Source organism: Pseudoalteromonas sp. GutCa3, from assembly GCF_002836155.1.
In the GTDB taxonomy this organism is placed as follows: domain Bacteria; phylum Pseudomonadota; class Gammaproteobacteria; order Enterobacterales; family Alteromonadaceae; genus Pseudoalteromonas; species Pseudoalteromonas arctica.
Genome location: NZ_PJBK01000022.1, coordinates 209,301 through 229,830 on the forward strand (window position 1 = coordinate 209,301; position 20,530 = coordinate 229,830).

Sequence of the window (20,530 nt, forward strand, 5' to 3'; positions counted from 1 at the left end):
AAAGCAAAACGTGTTTATATACGCTTATAAGAGTAAAAAAATAACAAAAGGATAAAAACATGAGCGCTTTTAGGCTGTTAGTTGCCTTTATTTGTTGTGCGGCATTAGTACCAACAAGTTACGCCGAGCAGGGCTATCAAACCCCATCACCTGAACTTGCAGCATTGGTTGACGCTAAGTTAGCACCCACTAGTTACTTATCGAGCGATGGCCAGTGGCTAGCGCTTTTTGAACGCAAACGTGTAGTAACCCTTGATGAACTTGCAAAAGAAGAGCTTAAGCTTGCTGGCATTAAGCTAAACCCCGCTAATTTTTCGCGCTCTCGTGTGAGTGCCAAATTTAGTGCCGTGGAGCTAAAGCATGTTCAAAGCGGGTCGGTTATCAGTATTAACAACTTACCTAATGGCATTATTCGCTCACCTAAATGGTCATCTAATAGTAAATATTTAGCCTTTGTTGTTGAGCAACCAACCCAAGCCAACTTATGGCTTTACAGCGTTGAAACCAAACAAGCAAAAGAGTTAACTAGTGCTGCGTTAAATTCGGTACTAACTGCCTCACCATATAAATGGCTGCCAGATAGCAGCGCCATTGTTGCAAATCTCGCTGTTAATTTTGGTAAACCAAGGCTTGAAAATAACAGCCAAAATGTAGTGCCTGTTATTCAACAAAGTACTGGTGAAAAAGCACCAGCACGTACTTACCAAAATTTATTAACCAGCCCGTTTGATGAATCACAATTTAAGTTTTACGGCCAAGGGCAATTGGCTTACATAACGCTTGATGGCAATACTCAAGCAATAGGTAGCCCTTCTTTATTTAAATCGTTTTCGGTGTCACCTGATTCTACCAATATTTTAGTAGCCGGTATTAATGAGCCGTTTTCGTATCAAGTGCCTTACAGCCGATTTGCAAGCACATGGCAAATATGGGGCATGCGCGGCTATGCATTAGCAGAGCTGGCAAAACAGCCACTTGCCGATAATATTCCACAAGGTTACGACAGTGTACGCACTGGCCGCCGCGATTTTGAATGGCGAGCCGATCAAGGTGCAGAAGTTATTTGGGCGCAGGCGCAAGATGGCGGCGACATGAAAACCGACGTTGAGCATCATGATTATGTTTACAGCTTACGTGCACCCTTTAAACGCGAGCCTAAATTATTTGCCAAAGTAGAACGCCGTTATGCGGGAATGGAGTGGGGTAACGAAAACGTAGCAATGCTGACAGACTGGCGCTTTAGCGATCGCCAAGTACGCACCTTTGTTGTACAACCTCGAAATACCGACAGAAACCGCGTGCTATTTTCAGAGCGTAGTTACAACGACGCGTATAAAGACCCTGGTAATGCAATTTACGAGCGCAACGATTTAGGCGCAAACGTAATTAAAATTGTAGGCGGGCGTTATATTTACCTGCGCGGTAATGGAGCTTCAGAGCAAGGTAATATCCCGTTTTTAGACCAATACGATGTTAAAACAAATAGCAGCAAGCGTTTATGGCAATCAGAAGCGCCATACTACGAGCGTGTACGCGCTCTGCTTGACGACGAAGGTGAGCGATTTATTACTATTCGCGAATCTAAAACTGAGCAACCTAACTTTTTTATACGTGATTTAGGTAACGACACGCTAACGCAATTAACGACATTTGAGCATCCGTACCCTGCATTTAAAGGCGTAACTAAAGAGCAATTACGTTATAAACGCGACGACGGTGTTGAGCTTTCGGGCACGCTTTATTTACCACCAGGGTACGATAAAACACAAGGCCCGTTACCGGTGCTTATGTGGGCTTATCCACTTGAATACAAAGATAAAGCAGTAGCATCGCAAGTGCGCGAATCGCCTTATGCATTTACCTACATTGGTTATTGGGGGCCAATGCCTTACCTTGCTAAAGGGATTGCTGTGTTTGACGACCCTAAAATGCCAATAGTGGGTATTGATGGCAGCGAGCCAAACGATAACTTTAGAAAGCAGTTAGTATCAAGTGCGCAAGCAGCTGTTGATGTATTAGTTAAAAAAGGTATTGCCGATAAAAACAAAATTGCCATAGCAGGGCACTCGTATGGTGCATTTATGGTTGCTAACTTATTGGCTCATAGCGATTTATTTAAAACAGGTATTGCCCGCAGTGGCGCGTATAACCGCACATTAACGCCGTTTGGTTTTCAAGGAGAAGAGCGTGATTTTTGGCAAGCACAAAGTGTGTACGCTAATATGTCGCCGTTTTTTCACGCTGAAAAAATTAACGAGCCAATGCTAATGATCCACGGTCAAGAAGATCCTAATTCAGGAACCTTCCCAATGCAAAGTGAGCGCATGTACGCAGCGCTTAAAGGTTTAGGTAAAGATGCTCGCTTAGTAATGCTCCCTTACGAAGCACATGGTTACCGTGCGCGTAAAAGCTTATTGCATGTATTGTGGGAACAAGAACAGTGGTTAGATAAGTATTTACTAAATGATACAGCAGAGCCAGTAGAGGTTATTACTGAACCCGTGGTAAGTACTGGGCAATAGTAATAAACATGAGTAAGCAACAGCGCGGCTACTTATAGCCGCGTTTTTGCTTTTAATATGAGAGTAAATTAATGATTGATGTAGCAGCACTTGCGGTTTTTATTCCTACGTTCTTTTTTGTGTCTATCACCCCAGGTATGTGTATGACCCTTGCCATGACACTCGGTATGAGCATTGGCGTGCGCCGCACATTATGGATGATGATAGGTGAGCTGTTAGGCGTAGCAACCGTTGCCATAGCTGCGGTATTAGGCGTTGCAAGCGTAATGCTAAATTACCCAGATGCATTTGCCATTTTAAAGTGGGTAGGCGGTGCGTACTTAATTTACATTGGCGTTAACATGTGGCGAGCCAAAGGCAAAATGTCGGTCGATACCTCAAAACCAAGTGACGTAAGTAGGAAGTCGTTATTTACTCAGGGTTTTGTAACCGCAATTGCTAACCCTAAAGGGTGGGCGTTTATGATCTCGTTATTACCGCCGTTTATAAGTGTTGACCATGCTGTAGCTCCTCAGCTTTTAGTATTGCTTGGCGTTATAATGACCACCGAATTTTTAAGTATGTTAGCGTATGCAACAGGCGGTAAAAGCTTACGTTTATTTTTAGCCCGTGGCGATAATATTAAATGGATGAACCGTATAGCAGGCAGTTTAATGATACTTGTGGGCGTTTGGTTGGCCCTTGATTAATAAAAAAGAGCCTCTGGCTCTTTTTTATTACACGCAAACTGACGATAAACCGCTTAACCAGAGTGTGTGTGGCTTAATTGCGCTTTTAAAAATGGCGCAGTTTTACTTTGTTTTGACTCAGACACCTTTTGCGGTGTACCTTGTGCGACTATCACGCCTCCCTGTTGCCCCGCGCCTGGGCCTACATCAATTACCCAGTCACTATTACGGGCTACTTGCATATCGTGTTCAACCATAATAACGGTGTTGCCAGCATCAACTAATTTATTTAACTGCGACATCAGCATTGATACATCCGATGGATGCAGGCCTGTGGTTGGCTCATCAAGAATATAAAGTGTGTTACCGCGCTGCGCACGTTGCAGCTCCGTTGCTAATTTAATACGCTGCGCTTCACCGCCAGAAAGCTCAGTGGCAGGTTGCCCTAAACGCAAATACCCAAGACCAACTTGCATAAGTGCATCGAGTGCTCGCAGTATTGCAGGTTCATTTTCAAAAAAGGTATACGCCGATTCAACCGTTAAATTGAGGATATCGCTTATGTTTTTATCACGATATGTAACCTCAAGTGTTTGCTCGTTATAACGTTTGCCATGACACACTTGGCAAGGTGAATAAACACTAGGTAAAAACAGTAGCTCTATACTCACAAAGCCAACGCCTTCACAGTTTTTACATCGACCTTTAGCAACATTAAACGAAAAGCGACCCGCATCGTAACGGCGCTCTTTTGCTTTTTGTGTTGAAGCAAATAGTTTACGCACGTGATCAAACAAACCCGTATAGGTAGCTAAGTTTGAACGAGGGGTACGGCCAATCGCTTTTTGATTTACGGTAATCAGGCGGCTTATATTATTTATACCTTCAATGATTTTTCCGCTGGTGTGTGTTTGCAGCTCCTGTTCGAGTAAGTCGGCTTCGTCGGTTGGCGCTTCCGTTATTATTTTTTGCCCAAGTGCTTCGTAAACAAGTTCTACTAACGCTTGGCTTACTAGACTTGATTTACCAGAGCCCGAAACACCAGTAACGGTTGTCATAACACCCAGTGGAAATTCTGCATTGAGTTTTTTAAGGTTGTTACGCTCAATATCAGCCAATTTTAACCACGCACTAGGCTGCCTTTGCTCCTTTTTTTGCGCGCTGTTTTGAGTAGACTCTTGACTGGCGTTTTTAGCAAAAAGGTGACGACCGGTGTGCGAATTTTTTATTTTGCTTAACCCTTCAACAGGGCCGCTGTAAATAATGTCGCCTCCGTGTACACCGGCATTAGGACCCACATCAACAATCCAATCGGCATGTTTAACAACGCTAACATCGTGTTCAACAACAAATACAGAATTGCCAGCCGCTATTAACTCGTCGAGCGCTTTTAAAAGTGCTTGTGTGTCTGCAGGGTGTAAACCCGCTGAAGGTTCATCTAGCACGTAAACCACCCCAAATAATTTAGAACGAATTTGTGTGGCAAGTCGCAATCGTTGTAGCTCTCCGGGTGAGAGCGTTGGCGTTGTACGCTCAAGCGACAAGTACCCTAAACCAAGCATGGTTAGTGCTTCAATACGAGTGAGAATATCACTGGCAATGCGCTGCGTAACAATGGCTTGCTCTGGATTTTTTGTATTTTTATTTACTTTGGTGTTGGCGGCATTACTTAACTTTTTAGCAAGTTCGTTTAATGTAAGTTGAGATAGCTCGCCAATATCGAGCCCTGCAAATTTAACACTTAACGATGCTTGTTTTAATTTTTTACCTTGGCAAGTAGGGCACTGCGATATTTGCATAAACTGCGATACGCGCTTTTTAGTACGCGGGCTTTGGGTAGTAGCAAAAGACTGTAAAACAAAGCGTTTAGCGCTTGAAAAAGTTCCCATGTAGCTTGGATCTTCGCTATTTTTTATCGCATTTTGTGTTTGCTCATAGGTGTAATCTGGGTATACCGGCACAGTAGGTGTTTCGTCGGTAAATAAAATCCAATCGCGTGCTTTTTTAGTAAGTTTGTTCCAAGGCGTGTCTATGTTATATCCAAGGGAAGTAAGAATACGGCTTAGGTTTTTACCTTGCCATGCTGGTGGCCACGCTTCAATGGCGCGCTGGCGAATAGTTTTTGTATCATCTGGCACAAGTAGCTTTTCGGTTACTTCAAACACTCGGCCTATTCCTGAGCATTCTGGGCACGCACCTTGTGGCGTATTCGGCGAAAACGCATCGGCGTAAAGTATGCCTTGCCCTTTGGGGTATTCGCCTGCACGTGAGTAAAGCATGCGTAGCGCGTTAGAAATAGTTGTTATGCTGCCAACGGATGAGCGAACCGACGGTGCGCCGCGTTGCTGCTGCAAAGCAACGGCAGGCGGTAGCCCTTCAATAGAATCAACATCGGGCTCATCAACTTGATCTATTAACCTACGGGCGTAAGGCGATACTGAATCAAGATAGCGGTGCTGCGACTCAGCAAACAGCGTTCCAAACGCAAGCGACGATTTTCCAGAGCCCGATATTCCTGTAAAAACAACCAATGCGTTACGAGGTAAATCAACGTCTACATTTTTCAAGTTGTGAACGCGCGCCCCTCTTACTTGAATTCTGTTACTGGGATCAGATAAATCCATTGTTGAGTTTTTATGTGTGCTTGCCATACGTTTATACTCCTGTTTAATCGCGCTTTTTACTTTAAGTTAGCTTTGAATTATTTACTCTTATCACTCGTTATTACCCTAAAATAGCGCAAGCACACTGAATGAGCGCTTAGTCTGTAGTGGCGAAGCCAAAGCGCTGGATAAAATTGCGATGATTGTTTGTTTACATAATAGGTATGGAATGCGAATATAATTTAAACAGTTATTGTTATGTAATTTGTTACGTAATTTACTAGGTATTTTACTAGGTAATAAAAAGGAACTAACAGTGAATAAAGCCTTAGTGATCATTTTATTAGTGCTTTCGTGGGCAACCCAAGCCGACTCTATTAAAGCGCTAAATGTTGACCGTGCAGTACCAAATAGCATGCACTTATCGTTTGCAAACGATAGCAACATAACCCCTAAAAAAGGGGATTTTAAAATCGTTAATTATGTATTAATGAGCAATGAAGAGGGCGAACGCTGGGCTGTTATAACGCTAACTAACTTATCGTCGGGCAATCGAGAATTAGGCGAGGAGCACTTACTTGCACTTTTTGCTGACGGCAGCCGATTCATGCCAATGGAATTTAAACTCGGTTTTAAAGGCAACGAAACACAATCGGTAACTGTATCGTTTGCCGATTATAAATTCCCTATTTTAAGTGTGTATTCGAGTAACGATTTGTAACTAATAACGATGCGATAATATTAAATTAGGGATATTTCTAAAATTAAGGGTTTTTATGAAGTTTGAAGATGCGCAACAAAATATGAACCTCGCATACTTCGGTGGTGGAACCGGTGTATTAGTGTCTGGCTTGGTTTGGTGTATAGCTGGCTTTGTCGCATTACTGCATTCAAATCAATCGAGTATGCTTACTTTGTTTTTTGGTGGTATGTTTATACATCCTTTAGCCATGCTACTTTCAAAAGCGCTTAAACGCTCTGGCAATCATGACCCTAAAAACCCATTAGGTAAATTGGCCTTAGAAAGCACTATTATTTTATTTGTTGGTTTGTTTTTAGCGTTTTATGTAGCAAAACTTCAAGCTGAATGGTTTTATTCAATAATGCTGATGATAATTGGTGTTCGCTATTTAGTTTTCAACACTTTATATGGCATGAAAGTGTACTGGATTTTAGGTGTTTCGCTTATGTTTTCTGGCATGTTGTGTATTGTATTGAATGCCAATTTTGTAATCGGCGCCTTTATTGGCGGGATAACCGAAATAGTATTTGCGCTAGTGATATTTGCCCAATCGAAAGGTATGGTTTTAAAAACAGAATAACAAGCTCTTATAATAGCAAAAATAGCATGCTGTTGGAGTTACCCTTCAGCTTGGTATATAGCAAAGGCTTTTAAAGTATTGAGTATCTGCAAATTGCATGTATCCATTAGTCGGCTTAGAGCGATAACCGGACATTGAAAAAGTTAAACTTACTTCTATTTTGATGATTAGAACCCTAATTTAATCTGATAATATAATTAACCGCCGTTTTGGTGCAAAATAAGAACCCTTGAATTTAGCTATTTTAATTGTTTGTTTACAAAGATTATTATTAGTGGAATTATTGGAGTGTTTAATATACGTAGTTTTGGGGTTTTATAAGCTACTAAGATGTTACAGAATAAGACGTTAGTCCTCAATTGGAGTAAGGATGCAGTACCAAGAAAAATATTGGAGAGAGCTCGACCAATTAAAGATTCACGTGATCTATCTTGAGCTATACCAAGAAAGGAACATTAATATAGATAGAAACGTCAATATGTTTCTAGCAATAGCCAGCAGTTCAAGTATTGCTAGTTGGGCTATATGGTCTCAATTTTCTTTTGTATGGGCTACACTGATCGCTTTCTCTCAGGTCATTTCAGCTACAAAAAGTCACCTACCATACTCAAAAAGATTGAAAGCGTTACATGGGATAACAAACGATTTGGAAGCACTCTTTTTAGCAATGGAAAGTGATTGGTTTGCTATAGCTGAAGGTCAGTTACCAGATGACGATACTCATAAACTGCATATGAATTACAAAGAAAAAAGGCGGATAATTATCAATAAATACTTGGGCTCTGACCCTCTTCCAGTAATCGATTCACTTTTAGCTGAAGCAAATGAACAAGCTGGGCAATATTTTAAAAACTTTTATGGGTAAGGAATTCTAATGTCAAACAACAAGAGTCAAAGCACAGGGCATGATACAAAAACAAATAAGGGGTTGCCTCCATCGTCGACTGGTACTCCTATGCCAAAAGTGAAGCCGCCTCAGCCCTCAGAAAAAAAAAGTTAGAAAAGAACTAACACACATATCATGTTCATCCGCTTCACGAATTGGGATGCATGCGCACTGGCTCTTTATAGCCAGCAAATATATGGCCCATATTTGAAGCACTAGGTGTCAAAGAAGTTTAGGTTAACAATTATCGGTGGAGGTTCGAATCCTCCCGTATTTGTTTTGTTCTCGGCTGTCTTAATTATGTTGGTGGTTTTGGCATACATCAAAAATCGCATGTTAACAACATTGGACTCAGACCAAAGTTCTGAGAAGGAGGGTAGCCTTATGAGGAGAGTCGTATCATTTGTAAAATGCTCTATTGCTTCGGTAGGTGACGTAGTTCAGTCACTGGGAACAAGTCTTGTGGCCTTTTGTGGGCCGTTAACCTAAGCTTCTTTCTATATAAAGAAAGCATACAAACGTTTAATGTTACGACTGACCGTCGAAATTGGCACAAAGGCGTACTTCGGTATCAAGCGAATAGTGGTCATTGGGCTAGTGGTGCAACGAGAAAGCTTTCCCTTTTCTACAAGACGAAATAAACCATCCTAAGCATAATATATATAGCTAGCAATAATTTATGCTTTTTGCTATTAATAGAAGCTCATTAAATAAGTACAGTTTTGCGTAGTAATATGGAAAGTGTCCTCTTATAAAGCTGTTAGGCTTCCATCATACATGGAGTTCAATTGGAGTCTTTTAAAGAATTATACGAAGAGTTAATAACGCAATCGAAAGGTAATTGTGTTGACATAGTTGAATACGATTCTTGTCCAGTAGATAAGGCTCTACTTTTTGAAGAGTTCAAAATTCAATGTGATAATGTTTATAAGTTTACCAATACCCGCGAAAACAAATCAGAGCATCAGAGTGAAAGTGAACAAAGTAACTTTGCTGGTTATACGCTTTTCTATTCTGTGTCACAAAAATCTAAAGCTTTAATTGTTATTAAAGACATTATAACGGATGAACACGAGCAGCTAAACTTTGCTTGGAAATATTTGTCTCTAATTCATGAAATTGGACATTTTAAAGATTTTAAACTTAAAAAACATATTAACACCGACAAGTTGATTACAGATCATCTGCAATCAGAAATTTTTGCCGAAACTTATGTGTTAACCTTTTTAAAAAAGTATAACGACCAACTAAACAAGTACGCCATATCATTGTATTGTAATAGGTTACTTGACTGGAACTCTGGTGAAAGTAGTTTTAAATTTAAAGTCTCTCAGGCTTTAATTAATAAATTCACTAGGAAGCGGATAGTTAAGTGGGCGAAAACCTAACAAGGCGTTATACGTTTCGAACAGTTTGGAGATAAATATTGGTTGTTGTAACTATTAACACACTTGAACAATACTTGGCAGAATTTAATACATTAGCAGAAACTGAAATTTATAGGGGCGTAGGAAATGTTACTGAGTTTAAATTAGTGCCAACAGCTGGGCGCTTTGGGATTAAGGATTTAAAAACTCAAACAGAATTTGAAAAACAACTTCTACGTGACTTTAAAAGAAGCGCTCCCCTTTACAATAGCTTTATACCAAAAACAGAACTAGAGTGGTTATTTCTAGCACAGCACCACGGTTTGCCGACTAGGCTTTTAGATTGGACATTTAACCCTCTGGTTGCTTTATTTTTTGCAATAGAAAATGAAATTGACAGTGATGCTGCAGTGTATTGCTCTTACTTAAATAAGTTAATCAATCACGAAACGGTTACAGGATGGAGAGATCCATTTGCGATAACTGAATTAATGGAAATTGTACCCAGCCAAGACCATACAAGGTATCGAAATCAAAATGGTTTATTTACTATCCATAGTAATCCGAACACTGAGGACTTAAGTCGCGTTACGAAGAAGATAGTTATTCCAGCTGCTTACAAAAAGTCAATTCGTTGGAAACTTCTTAAAATTGGCATTGGTAAAGCTTTTATATTTAGTGATTTAGATAGTTTGTCTTACGATATTTTGAGCATGAACAAGAGTAAGTATCAATCTTATTTTAATAAGTAAAAACAAATAACTGGTATTTAGAAGGACAAAAAACAACTGAGTTTGCGCTAGCTCCGATAATTTTACCCAACTATTTCTTTTTATTAACGTTGCAGCTAGATGCTATGGAGCAAATAATTTGATAGCCAAGTTAGTCGAAAGTTTTAAACACGCGTTAATTTGTGAGATAAATGAAGCTAAATTTGTTGATGCAGAATTAAGTGGTTTCCCGTTCGGATCGTGCGAAGTGACTAGCCAGATGCTTGCACTTTTTCTAGAGTCGCAAGGTGTGAGAGGTGTTACTTATACTCTTAATCAATTGGGTGACTATTTCCATTACTGGGTCGTTGTAGACGATAAACTAATTATTGACTTAACAGCTCACCAGTTTTCAAGTTGTATTAGTGACTGTATAATTACTAGTGACTCACTATTCCATAAACCCTATAAGTTTAAAAAAGCACACAAACCAAGTTATGATTTACTTGAACGCCAAGGGAGCCTATACGGATACACACGTTTCTATAAAAGCATTTTAGATCGTGTTAAAAATACATAAAAGGGGGAAGTTCAATTAAATCTGCACCTAAACTTATTTTAACTACAGGTTTAGTCAACTGTTTTATCAGGTTAATACATTTCACCACCGTCCGCAATTGGCACTAAGCAGCGGGTTGATCTGACCCGAAAAAGTAGACATTGAGTGGCTAGTTGATTTAACTCGTACCATCTAAGTAATATGATAAAAGAAGTTTTTTAGTTTTTATATAAAAACAATCTCCGTTTCTAATAATACTCTTAATTAGCAATGACTTACCCTTTTACTATTAATAGAAAATACTAAAATAAGAACGCTACCACGTTAAGGTAAAGAATGACCTCTGATAAAGCTGTTACATTCACTTGGCCTTTATAAGCAAATATACCTTCATTGAGAGAATTAAATAAGCTATTGAATAATATTGGTTTTCTTTATTAAATTGCAAGCAGCTGTTATATGTAATACCATTGATTACACGTGTAATCTGTGTGTGTTTTTTATTTACAGATTTATTTAATGATTAAGAGAACATAGTTTATGGGAAAAAATATATTTTTTTGTCTTTTTGTAGGGTTGTATGGAATAAAAGCAGTTGCACAACAACACAACTTTGCTGAATTAATGCAGTGCCATAACTCTTCAGAAGCTCCTGGCATGGTTGTTAGATTAGAACATTCAGGTAAACATATTTATAGTGGTGCGGTTGGTTTGGCAAATATTGATACTGAGAGACCCCTCAATGTAGATGATATATTTCAAATAGGTTCTGTCACGAAAACATTTACGGCTGCAGCGATCTTGAAGCTATCGGAAGAAAAAAAGCTATCATTACAAGATACATTAGCGCGATTTATTCCTGATATTAACCCTGAGTTTAGGTATTTAACGATTGATAGAATTTTAAACCATACTTCTGGTCTGCCAGATTACTTAGGGGATCCTTCAGTCAGTAAAATTTATGATAAATATGCTTCTATTGATCAAGTTATACAAAGTATAAGTAAACAACCCCTTAACTCTGAGCCTGGTAAAAAATATAGTTATTCAAATTTGGGTTACGTCTTTCTGGGAAAAGTAATTGAAGTTGCTTCTAATACTCCGTATGACCAGTTCATGTTAAACACATTTTTTAAACCTCTGAAAATGAATAATACTTTTGTTATTACTAAAGGAACATCTGCTGGGAAAGTAAACGGCTACACTACTAATCGTAATGAGCCTAAAAAGTATATTAATCCTGAAGATTCAACTGAAAGGCAATGGAATGTTGATCGTAGTTGGATCTATTCTGCGGGCGCTATTGCTTCTACACTTGCTGATATGCACCTTTGGCAAAATGCATTAAAGTCAGGGCATGTAATTTCAAAAGAAAACTATAAACTAATGACCACCAAGGCATTATTAAATAATAATTCGCATGTGGGTTATGGATATGGCTTAGATATATACAAAATAAGTGGATTAGATAGCTTTAGCCACCAAGGTCAGGTTCCCGGATTTTTTGCTTGGCATGTCTATTTCCCGAATGAAGATTTAACCGCTACAGCTTTAACCAACATCGACACAAAACACCCAGGCCCTGCTCTATTAGACATGATAGCGCTACAACTAAATTTATCTCCTAAGCAAGTAAATAGTCAAAAAGCAAAGGCCCTAGCAGCATCTTTAGTTGGAAGTTATCGTTCTTCCGATTCGAAAATTTTAAATATTTCGTTCGAAAAAGGTACACTTTATTCTCAATATGAAGGTGAGAGTAAACTAAAAATCATACCCAGGGAAAACAACTCGTACTCTTATGAGTGTACTGAAAATTACTTTCAGCTTAGAGAAAATAATGGGAAGCATGAAATCGTCCCAGTGCATTTATATCAAGGTGAGCAAGATGCACTTGTTAAATTAGAATTATGAAAAATAGGCTAAGGTTATCAACGGCTGCTCTTGGCACAAAGCGGACTATCCCTAAGTCCATCCATTTAACTCCCAGCTATAAAATGCTTACTCAAAACTGATATTTTGCTTTAAAAAGTAATCTTCAATTTCATCAGTATGGGGCCTAAACGCTTTCCAACGGCCAATTGCTTTATTGTTAAGTGGTTGGCGTACTTGCATTTTACTTGCAGTAGAAACTGGTGCGGTGTTTAAGTGAAAATCTATACATTGTGCTTGCCATTCTAAATTACAAAAGCTGACTAACTCTTTAATTTGTTGCTCGGGCTGTGCGACTAACTCTTCGTATTTTACTAATTTTATATTGCTGTGTTGCATGCTGAAGTGCTGCATTAGTTTGTAAAAACGGCTGTAAAATTTTGCTGTGTCGAGTAGGTCGAGCGAGTAGGCGTAGTAGGGGTTATTAATGGTAAATAATTGGCGGTAGTTACCAATGCAGGTGTCCATTGGGTCGCGCAGCATACAAATAATTTTAGCGTTTGGCAGTGCTTTGGTTATTAAATCGATATAAAAAAAGTTAAACGGGAGCTTATCAATAAAGTGTTTATGGCTGCCTGTTATTACGCGTGTTGCGTTTAAATAGGTTGACCCAAGCTGATTAAAATCAAGCTCGTAGGCTTTACTGAGCGTTTGAGTGTCGAGCACGTGAGGTGTTTGCGTTTGGCTGAGCTTTTTAACGCTTAGGCCAAAGTCTTGTAATTCACCGGCTGACTGCACGTCGCTGTGGCTCGATAAAATACGCTCAACCAATGTGGTGCCAGAGCGGGGCATACCTAATACAAAAATAGGTTCGGCCGTTGGGTTACCTTGTGTTAGCGCTTGTTTGTGCTGTTCACTTAAGAGTTTAATATGTTCAAATAACCCAGTTGAGCTTTTATGATCAAACGGCTGCACAGTGCGTTTTGCTACTTTACCTTGCTCTAACGCGTTAAAAGCGTCTGAAAATTCACCAATATCTTGATACTCTTTTGCTAAAGCATGGCCAATATGCAGTTTTGCATCGGGGTGTGTTACTTGCTCAAATACGTTTTTTAAGCGCTCAATATGGTTGTTTTGCTTACTTACTTTAGTTAAATCACTTAATGCAAAATGACTTTGATGATGCAGCGGGTTAAGCGCTATGGCATTTTCAAAAGCGTGTTGGGCTTTATCAAATAGTCCTAAAAACTTAGCGCTTACGCCGTAGTTATAATAAAACGGTGGTTGAGCTTTGTTAGTCGCTGTAGCCAGTGTAATAGCGCGCTCAAAGTAGTTAAGTGCTTGCTCGTGAATGCCTGCTTGAGTAAGTGCAACGCCGAGTGTGTCGGCATCAAGTGCTTTAGTTATTTGCTTTAATGGCACCGATAGTGCGGTGTTTTTTGCTTTTTGTAATTCGCCAGTAAGTGCGTAACATTTAGCAAGTTGCGCGGTGTATTCAATACTTTGGCCAAGGGTAAGGGCTTTTTCGATGAGCTTTATTGCTTTGTGTATTTGCCCAACAGTTAAATTAACCATAGCTAACAAAAAATACCCATCAGCAAAGTCTGGTTTGAGTGTAACTAACTCCACTAGGGCTTTGTGTGCTTGCTCTATTTTACCTTGGTTTAGGGAGTGTATTGCGCTTTGATGAAGTTGCTTTAAATTTGGCTGCATGGTTTTGGTAATTATTATTTTGTAAAAGAAAATAAAAAGGCTCAAATAAATTTGAGCCTTAAAACAGTGTTTAAAAAGTGAGACTGTTTAAAAATTACTATAAATTATATTTCAAATTTGTAGTTAAATTTAACACCTACCGTAAGCGGGCGATTAATGTAATGGCCGTAGTTACGTTGTATGTCGGCGCCATTAGCGGATGTTATATCGGCATCTGAACGACGAACGGATGTAACCGCGTATTTGTTGAATAGGTTATCAACATATAGCGTAGTTGACCATGCATCAGCCGTTAATTTAGCTGATATATTACTTAAGCTGTAACCTGGTAGTGTTTCGCCGTTATCACGAAGTCCTACTCTTGAAAGAACGTCGCTTTGCGCGGTTAAACCGTAGTTAATATCAAGCGTTTTGTCGTTAAACACGTCTGTTTGATAGTTTACACCCATCGAAAATTGGTTTTCAGGTGAGCCTGGTAAACGGTCGCCATCTTCTGCGCCACCGGTACCATCGGCATTAAACAAAAATGGTGCGTCTGATGTTAGTTCTGCTTTTGTGTAAGCGTACGTAGCGTAAACTGAAAACGAGTCAGATAAAATGGCACGAGTCGAAATTTCTACCCCTTTTGCATTAGCGCTGCCTGCGTTTGAAAGGTACGTTAATTGACCTATATCTGTAGCGCCAGTGATTTGCGCATCATCCCAATCTACGTTAAATAACGCGGCGTTAAAGTGTAGCTGGCTTCTAAACCATGTACTTTTAAAGCCTAGCTCGTAGTTTGTTGTGGTGTCGGCTTCATATAATAATTCGTCAGGTTTACCACAGCCTGTTTGTTGATCCTCAACAATTGGATCAGGACAAGACACTAAACCGTTTGAGCCGCCAATTCTAAAGCCTTCACTTACTGTTACATAACCCATTACTGAGTCAGTGAACTGGTATTTAGCATTAAATTTAAATAAGTTACCGTTATCGCCTGCTTCGTCTTTTTCGTATGCAACGGTGGTTACATCAGGATCTACTCCACCATACAATGTATTTGCTAGCGGGAAGTCAAAAGCCGCTTGCGACTCTATGTCGTACTTGTAAAAACGGGCACCAATGGTCACATCTAATTTGTCGGTAACTTGGTAGCCAACTTCACCAAATAGTGCAGACTCAGTGACGGTACTTTTTGTAAGCTCTAAGTATTCTAATGAGTCAGGTCTTAGCTGCTCGCCACCAAAGTTATCGATAGCGAATTGGTCAAACCCAGGCGTAAACTCTCGGCTTGATGCTTCGGTTTCTGTTTTGTTGTAAAAGCCACCCACAATCCAGTTAAAGTCGCTGTCGCCTTGCGACACTAAGCGAATTTCTTGAGTGAAGGTATCTTCTTCGTCAATTTCACGGGTAAACGTTGAAAACGAAGGAAATTCTTCATAGCCGTAATCAAGACGAATAAGTAAATCGGTTTGATCGCGTTGACCGTCGGCATCAAAGCTTGAAATACCGGTTGCCGATACGAGCTCTGCAAAACCTAGGTCGGCTTTTAGTTCAAGGCTTAGTAATTGATCTTTTTTCTCGCGAGGCTCTTCAAAGCGATAAGCTGATTCGTATTTACCTATTGCATCGCTTAAACCGTTGTTTGCATTAAGGCTGTTGTAATGAACAATCGAGCGGCCTTCGCTGTCTTGGTTTTGGTAAAAGTAGTTTAGCGTACCTTCAAACGATTCATTTGGTTTAAAGCGAACAGAAATACGACCTGTTGTGGTGGTTTCGCCGTTGGCGTCTTTTACATTTTTAAGGTTGTTATTAACTGCTGAGCTATCGCTCCAATCTGGATCTGGCAGTGATACACCAGGCTCGCGTACTACGTAACCGTAATCGATAAAACCTGGGTCTTCATATACGTTTAAGCTGGCGCGAACTGCAAGCTTGTCTTCAATTAGTGGAAGGTTAAATATAAAGCCGCCTTCGCCACCTAAAGAGTCACTTTCTTTTGTTTGAAACAGGTCGCCGTAAACTTCAAGCGATGTAAAATCAAGCTCAGGCTGTTTAAGCATGTAGCGAATTGCGCCGCCTAATGTGCCTGCACCATAAAGGGTGCCTTGTGGCCCAATTAATACTTCAACACGCTCAATATCTACTAGGCGCATATCTACCGAAACTGGAATTTCGTTAATGTAAGTAGATACTGTGCCGCCATCTGATGATGGACCAGATGAATTAGTATTTAAACCACGAACAATAATAGGCGAGCCAGAGCGGCCACCTTGATCGGTAATTGTTAAACCAGGTACCCAGCGTGCTACATCCGCAAGCTCATTGATATTTTGATCTTTCATAATATCTGCATCAAGGGCTGTAATATTTAGCGGTGCATTTTGCACAGAGCCGCTGCGCCTTGTTGCTGTAACTTCAATTACTTCGAGTGATTTGTTTTTAGCTGCAACTTCTTCTTGAGCAAGTGCGGCATTAGGCAATAAAAATACGCTAGAAACAGCGCTCGAAATAGCCAAGGTTAACAAGCTTGGTTTAAACATAAAAAGTGATCCCCAGTTCAAATGTTTTACATTAGTAAATTAAGTTAAGCAGTTTATCAGGGAGTGAAGTATCTTGGAATATCTAAATTGAATTTTAATTCACTTTTATAGAATAAATATGGTTGGTGTGTGGGGTTTTTATTTAGTTAATAGGCAATATAAGCAATAGCTTAGTGCTATTAGGTACAGTTAGGTTAAAAATCACACCCTTGTTTAAAGGTAAATAGTCATTCATTTTTTAAAGATGGTGTTATGACGTGCTCGTTAAACAAATTATTACATTAAAATTGATAGTTTATAATGTCATTAGTTATGCTTTTATCAGCACTATTAAAGTATGTTTTTATCCCCATTAAGAGTGGTAGTCGTATTTATAAGTAACTGTGTAAGTTATTGAGTGAGCGTGTTTGATTGCCGCTTCGTATACACTTTTTTGTTTTGTCCGCACTTTTTTGTGCGTGTTTTTAAGGATTAACTATGAGCCAACTATTTTCGCCTTTATCACTTGGGCAAGTAACGTTAGATAACCGTATTATTATTGCACCCATGTGCCAGTACTCAGCAAACAATGGCGCTGCTAGCGATTGGCACACTATTCATTTGGGCCAATTGAGTTTGAGTGGTGCAGGATTGCTAATTTTAGAAGCAACAGCAGTAAACCCAGAAGGGCGTATTAGCTACGGCGATTTAGGGCTTTGGAATAACGAAACCCAGCAAGCCCTGGGCAAAAGCCTAAAAGCAGTAAGACAATATAGCCCTATGCCTATTGGTATTCAGTTGGCGCATGCTGGGCGCAAAGCATCAACTGAAAAACCATGGGACGGTGGCGATGCTATTGCACCTGATGACGTTAATGGCTGGCAAACCGTGGCACCTTCGGCAGTTGCGTACGACGATAGCAGCCCAGTGCCAAAAGCAATGAGCCAAGACGACATAGACTCATTAATTAAAGACTTTGTCAGTGCAGCTAAACGCGCTGATGAACTCGGCCTTGATTTAATCGAGCTACATGGTGCGCACGGTTACCTGTTACACCAGTTTTTGTCGCCACTTTCAAACAAGCGCGATGACAACTACGGTGGTAGCCTAGAAAACAGAAAGCGTTTATTGCTTGATGTGTTTAAAGCGGTAAGAGCGGTATTTCCTAGTGAAAAAGCGGTAGGTGTACGTATTTCGGCAACTGATTGGGTTGAAGGCGGCTGGGATTTAGATCAATCGATAGTGCTTAGTAAAGCGCTTGATGAACTCGGCTGTGACTTTATTCATGTAAGTACTGCGGGTTTAAGTCCTGAGCAACAAATACCAGTAAAACCTAATTTTCAGGTACCGTTTGCAACAGCCATAAAAGAAGCGGTTGAAATGCCTGTTATAGCGGTGGGTTTAATTACACAGGCGCAACAAGCCGAAGATATTATTAGTGAGCAGCAAGCCGATGGCGTAGCACTAGCGCGTGGTATTTTATATAACCCGCACTGGCCGTGGCATGCAGCTGCAGAGCTTGGCGCTACAGTAATTGCACCTAAACAGTATTTACGCTCAAGCCCACATGGGCAGCCATCACCAATTAAGTAAAACGAAGCTTTTTGTAAAAACCCAACCCGCGTTTGCTGGTTGGGTTTTATTATTTTTATAAAGTAGAGACACACATGACCCAACCAGGCGTTTCAGCGCAACCACTTAGCAATACACTCGTTACTATTATTGCTTTGTGTTGCGGTCTTATTGTTGCCAATATTTACTACGCTCAACCTATTATTGAGTTGCTTGCCCCAGAAGTTGGATTAAGTGCGCACAGTGCTAGCCTTATCGTATCGCTTACACAAATAGGCTACGCTTTGGGGTTGTTTTTTTTAGTGCCATTAGCTGACTTAATTGAAAATAAGCGTTTAATGCTTATTACTTTAGCTGTGTCGTTTTTGAGTTTAGTGGGTACGGCACTTGCTGATTCACCTAATGTAATGCTTATTTTATGTTTAATGATAGGTATGAGCTCGGTTTCTGTTCAGGTGCTTATTCCGCTTGCTGCGCATTTATCGTCTGACGAGAAGCGCGGACAGGTTCTTGGCAATATTATGGCGGGTCTCTTGCTAGGTATTTTGCTGGCAAGACCTATATCGAGTTTAATAGCCGATCACTTTGGTTGGCGTGCTGTATTTTACTTTGCAGCAGGGTGTATGGTGTTTATTGCAGGCGTAATTTATTTTGCTATTCCAAGCAGGCAACCTACCCATAAAACAACGTATTTTAAGTTATTAAAATCGCTTAAACAGTTAATGATTAGCCAACCAGTGCTGCGCCAACGTTCACTTTTTCAAGCATTAATGTTTGCATCGTTCAGTTTATTTTGGACAAGCGTACCGGTTGTGCTTGCCCGTGAGTATGGTTTATCGCAATCAGAAATAGCATTGTTTGCATTAGTGGGTGCGGCAGGTGCTGTAGCAGCCCCTATTGTTGGTCGCTTGGCAGATAAGGGCTATACACATCAGGTATCGTTACTGGCCAAAGTAATTGCAGCAGTGTGCTTTTTACCAAGCTTATTTGAGCTACCTTACGGCATTATAGTATTGGCATTAACCGGTGTGTTTATTGATTTTGCTGTGCAGGCCAATATGGTATTGGGTCAACGTGCAGTGTATGCACTAGAGCCACAAAGCCGTGCGCGTTTAAACGCTATTTACATGACGAGTATATTTGTAGGTGGCGCAGTAGGCTCGCTTATTGCCAGCCCATTATATGAAGCGGGCGGTTGGACTGGTATTGCACTGGTGGCTACTGGCATGCCGCTTATTTCGTTGATTGGTTATTTGCTTACAACTCAAAAGCAAAATAAGGCTGTGAGTTAAAAAATTACCGGATACAACACAATAAAGTCACCATGTTGCGTGGTGACTTTATTTAGGTTGTTAAGGTTAGTTTGGTAGTTAATTAAGTAGCCTGTTTTTTTGCGTTTGAAAAAGAGCTACCAACAGATGCAATAATAACAAGTAAAATAGCGAGCCACTGCCATAAAGTAAGTAACTCACCCAGTATAATAAACCCTGCGAGCGAAGCTATTGCAGGCTCTAAACTCATCATTACGCTAAACCCTTGTGAAGGCATGTTACGCAGTGCAACCATTTCAAGTGTGTAAGGCAGTGCGCTTGATAAAATAGCAATACCAATACCCAGTGGGATAATTTCCCACGTAAACGCGGCGCTTTGCAGAATGCCGCCGTAAGGTACTAGCACTATAGCGGCAACGGTCATACCCAACGCAACAGTTGCTCCACCAGAGCTTTGTGTGCCCGTTTTTTTACCAAATAATATATAACCTGCCCAACATGCACCGGCACCAAGCGCAAGCGCTACACCCAATGGATCAAGGCTGTCTTGGCCGCTCATATCTGGAAGCAGAAGCAAAATACCGGCAATAGCACACGCAACCCAAAATAAGTCACGTTTACGGCGTGATGAAAATAAGGCAACAGCAAGCGGGCCTGTAAATTCAAGTGCTACACCAATGCCTAGTGGAATGCGTTCAATGGCGTAATAAAACAAAATGTTCATGCCGCCTAAACTTAAACCATACACAATTATAGGAATACGATTACCCGAAGTAGGTAAGTGTTTCCAAGGTTTAAACACTAAGCAAAGTATAAAGGCAGAAAAACCAAGCCTAAGGGCTGTCGTGCCTTCAGGACCAACAATAGGAAAAAGCTGTTTTGCAAATGACGCGCCCGTTTGAATGGTCATCATTGCAAGCAGTACACACACGATAGCCAGTAAATAACTTTTTGAAGATGCTTGCAT

15 protein-coding genes are annotated in these 20,530 nt (G+C 40.2%); 11 read left to right on the top strand and 4 right to left on the bottom strand.

The window, feature by feature from the left end:
• The first annotated feature begins 59 nt into the window (after nucleotides 1-59).
• Entirely contained in the window at nucleotides 60-2,522 is a 2,463-nt protein-coding gene (locus tag CXF64_RS04400) for a S9 family peptidase (protein WP_101216411.1), read from the top strand.
• Nucleotides 2,523-2,593: 71 nt separating this feature from the next.
• Nucleotides 2,594-3,211, top strand: coding sequence for a LysE family translocator (locus CXF64_RS04405; protein ID WP_101216412.1), 618 nt, complete (start codon nucleotides 2,594-2,596; stop codon nucleotides 3,209-3,211).
• Nucleotides 3,212-3,264: 53 nt separating this feature from the next.
• Here the strand turns inward: CXF64_RS04405 and uvrA are convergent, their stop codons facing one another.
• Nucleotides 3,265-5,841 (bottom strand): excinuclease ABC subunit UvrA, encoded by a 2,577-nt coding sequence (gene uvrA / locus CXF64_RS04410; RefSeq protein WP_101216413.1) that lies wholly within the window; start codon nucleotides 5,839-5,841, stop codon nucleotides 3,265-3,267.
• 268 nt (nucleotides 5,842-6,109) lie between these two features.
• On the opposite strand from uvrA, the gene CXF64_RS04415 reads away from it, so the two are divergent.
• The 7 genes from CXF64_RS04415 (at nucleotide 6,110) to CXF64_RS04445 (ending at nucleotide 12,548) form a co-directional block, all read left to right on the top strand.
• Nucleotides 6,110-6,514: a hypothetical protein gene (locus CXF64_RS04415; protein ID WP_007375644.1), complete on the top strand. Its 405-nt coding sequence runs from the start codon at nucleotides 6,110-6,112 to the stop codon at nucleotides 6,512-6,514.
• 55 nt (nucleotides 6,515-6,569) lie between these two features.
• Nucleotides 6,570-7,115, top strand: coding sequence for a DUF7010 family protein (locus CXF64_RS04420; protein ID WP_039488420.1), 546 nt, complete (start codon nucleotides 6,570-6,572; stop codon nucleotides 7,113-7,115).
• Between the two features lie 370 nt (nucleotides 7,116-7,485).
• Nucleotides 7,486-7,980 (top strand): hypothetical protein, encoded by a 495-nt coding sequence (locus CXF64_RS04425; RefSeq protein WP_101216414.1) that lies wholly within the window; start codon nucleotides 7,486-7,488, stop codon nucleotides 7,978-7,980.
• Between the two features lie 809 nt (nucleotides 7,981-8,789).
• A complete protein-coding gene (locus CXF64_RS04430) occupies nucleotides 8,790-9,389 on the top strand; it encodes a hypothetical protein (protein ID WP_101216415.1) in 600 nt (199 codons plus the stop codon).
• A 38-nt stretch (nucleotides 9,390-9,427) separates the two neighbouring features.
• Nucleotides 9,428-10,120, top strand: coding sequence for an FRG domain-containing protein (locus CXF64_RS04435; RefSeq protein ID WP_157823660.1), 693 nt, complete (start codon nucleotides 9,428-9,430; stop codon nucleotides 10,118-10,120).
• A gap of 118 nt (nucleotides 10,121-10,238) precedes the next feature.
• Nucleotides 10,239-10,658 (top strand): hypothetical protein, encoded by a 420-nt coding sequence (locus CXF64_RS04440; RefSeq protein WP_101216417.1) that lies wholly within the window; start codon nucleotides 10,239-10,241, stop codon nucleotides 10,656-10,658.
• Between the two features lie 519 nt (nucleotides 10,659-11,177).
• Nucleotides 11,178-12,548: a serine hydrolase domain-containing protein gene (locus tag CXF64_RS04445; protein ID WP_101216418.1), complete on the top strand. Its 1,371-nt coding sequence runs from the start codon at nucleotides 11,178-11,180 to the stop codon at nucleotides 12,546-12,548.
• 87 nt (nucleotides 12,549-12,635) lie between these two features.
• Here CXF64_RS04445 and CXF64_RS04450 read toward each other — a convergent pair whose 3' ends face one another.
• Nucleotides 12,636-14,219, bottom strand: coding sequence for a tetratricopeptide repeat-containing sulfotransferase family protein (locus CXF64_RS04450; protein WP_101216431.1), 1,584 nt, complete (start codon nucleotides 14,217-14,219; stop codon nucleotides 12,636-12,638).
• Nucleotides 14,220-14,323: 104 nt separating this feature from the next.
• Nucleotides 14,324-16,741 carry a TonB-dependent receptor gene (locus tag CXF64_RS04455; protein ID WP_101216419.1) on the bottom strand — a complete coding sequence of 806 codons (2,418 nt, stop codon included), beginning with the start codon at nucleotides 16,739-16,741 and terminating at the stop codon, nucleotides 14,324-14,326.
• A gap of 477 nt (nucleotides 16,742-17,218) precedes the next feature.
• Here CXF64_RS04455 and CXF64_RS04460 point away from each other — a divergent pair, with 477 nt between their 5' ends.
• Nucleotides 17,219-18,313 (top strand): NADH:flavin oxidoreductase/NADH oxidase, encoded by a 1,095-nt coding sequence (locus CXF64_RS04460; RefSeq protein WP_101216420.1) that lies wholly within the window; start codon nucleotides 17,219-17,221, stop codon nucleotides 18,311-18,313.
• 74 nt (nucleotides 18,314-18,387) lie between these two features.
• The gene (locus tag CXF64_RS04465) at nucleotides 18,388-19,584 is read left to right on the top strand and encodes an MFS transporter (RefSeq protein ID WP_101216421.1); all 1,197 of its coding nucleotides are present in this window, start codon (nucleotides 18,388-18,390) and stop codon (nucleotides 19,582-19,584) included.
• Nucleotides 19,585-19,666: 82 nt separating this feature from the next.
• On the opposite strand, the gene CXF64_RS04470 is transcribed toward CXF64_RS04465, so the two are convergent.
• The gene (locus tag CXF64_RS04470; protein WP_101216422.1) at nucleotides 19,667-20,530 is read right to left on the bottom strand and encodes an EamA family transporter; all 864 of its coding nucleotides are present in this window, start codon (nucleotides 20,528-20,530) and stop codon (nucleotides 19,667-19,669) included.

Bases quoted from the DNA above. Each gene is read 5' to 3' on its own strand.
- CXF64_RS04400 (WP_101216411.1), top strand. From the start codon at position 60: ATGAGCGCTTTTAGGCTGTTAGTTGCCTTTATTTGTTGTGCGGCATTA.
- CXF64_RS04405 (WP_101216412.1), top strand. From the start codon at position 2,594: ATGATTGATGTAGCAGCACTTGCGGTTTTTATTCCTACGTTCTTTTTT.
- uvrA (WP_101216413.1), bottom strand. From the start codon at position 5,841: ATGGCAAGCACACATAAAAACTCAACAATGGATTTATCTGATCCCAGT.
- CXF64_RS04420 (WP_039488420.1), top strand. From the start codon at position 6,570: ATGAAGTTTGAAGATGCGCAACAAAATATGAACCTCGCATACTTCGGT.
- CXF64_RS04425 (WP_101216414.1), top strand. From the start codon at position 7,486: ATGCAGTACCAAGAAAAATATTGGAGAGAGCTCGACCAATTAAAGATT.
- CXF64_RS04445 (WP_101216418.1), top strand. From the start codon at position 11,178: ATGGGAAAAAATATATTTTTTTGTCTTTTTGTAGGGTTGTATGGAATA.
- CXF64_RS04450 (WP_101216431.1), bottom strand. From the start codon at position 14,219: ATGCAGCCAAATTTAAAGCAACTTCATCAAAGCGCAATACACTCCCTA.
- CXF64_RS04455 (WP_101216419.1), bottom strand. From the start codon at position 16,741: ATGTTTAAACCAAGCTTGTTAACCTTGGCTATTTCGAGCGCTGTTTCT.
- CXF64_RS04460 (WP_101216420.1), top strand. From the start codon at position 17,219: ATGAGCCAACTATTTTCGCCTTTATCACTTGGGCAAGTAACGTTAGAT.
- CXF64_RS04465 (WP_101216421.1), top strand. From the start codon at position 18,388: ATGACCCAACCAGGCGTTTCAGCGCAACCACTTAGCAATACACTCGTT.
- CXF64_RS04470 (WP_101216422.1), bottom strand. From the start codon at position 20,530: ATGCAAGCATCTTCAAAAAGTTATTTACTGGCTATCGTGTGTGTACTG.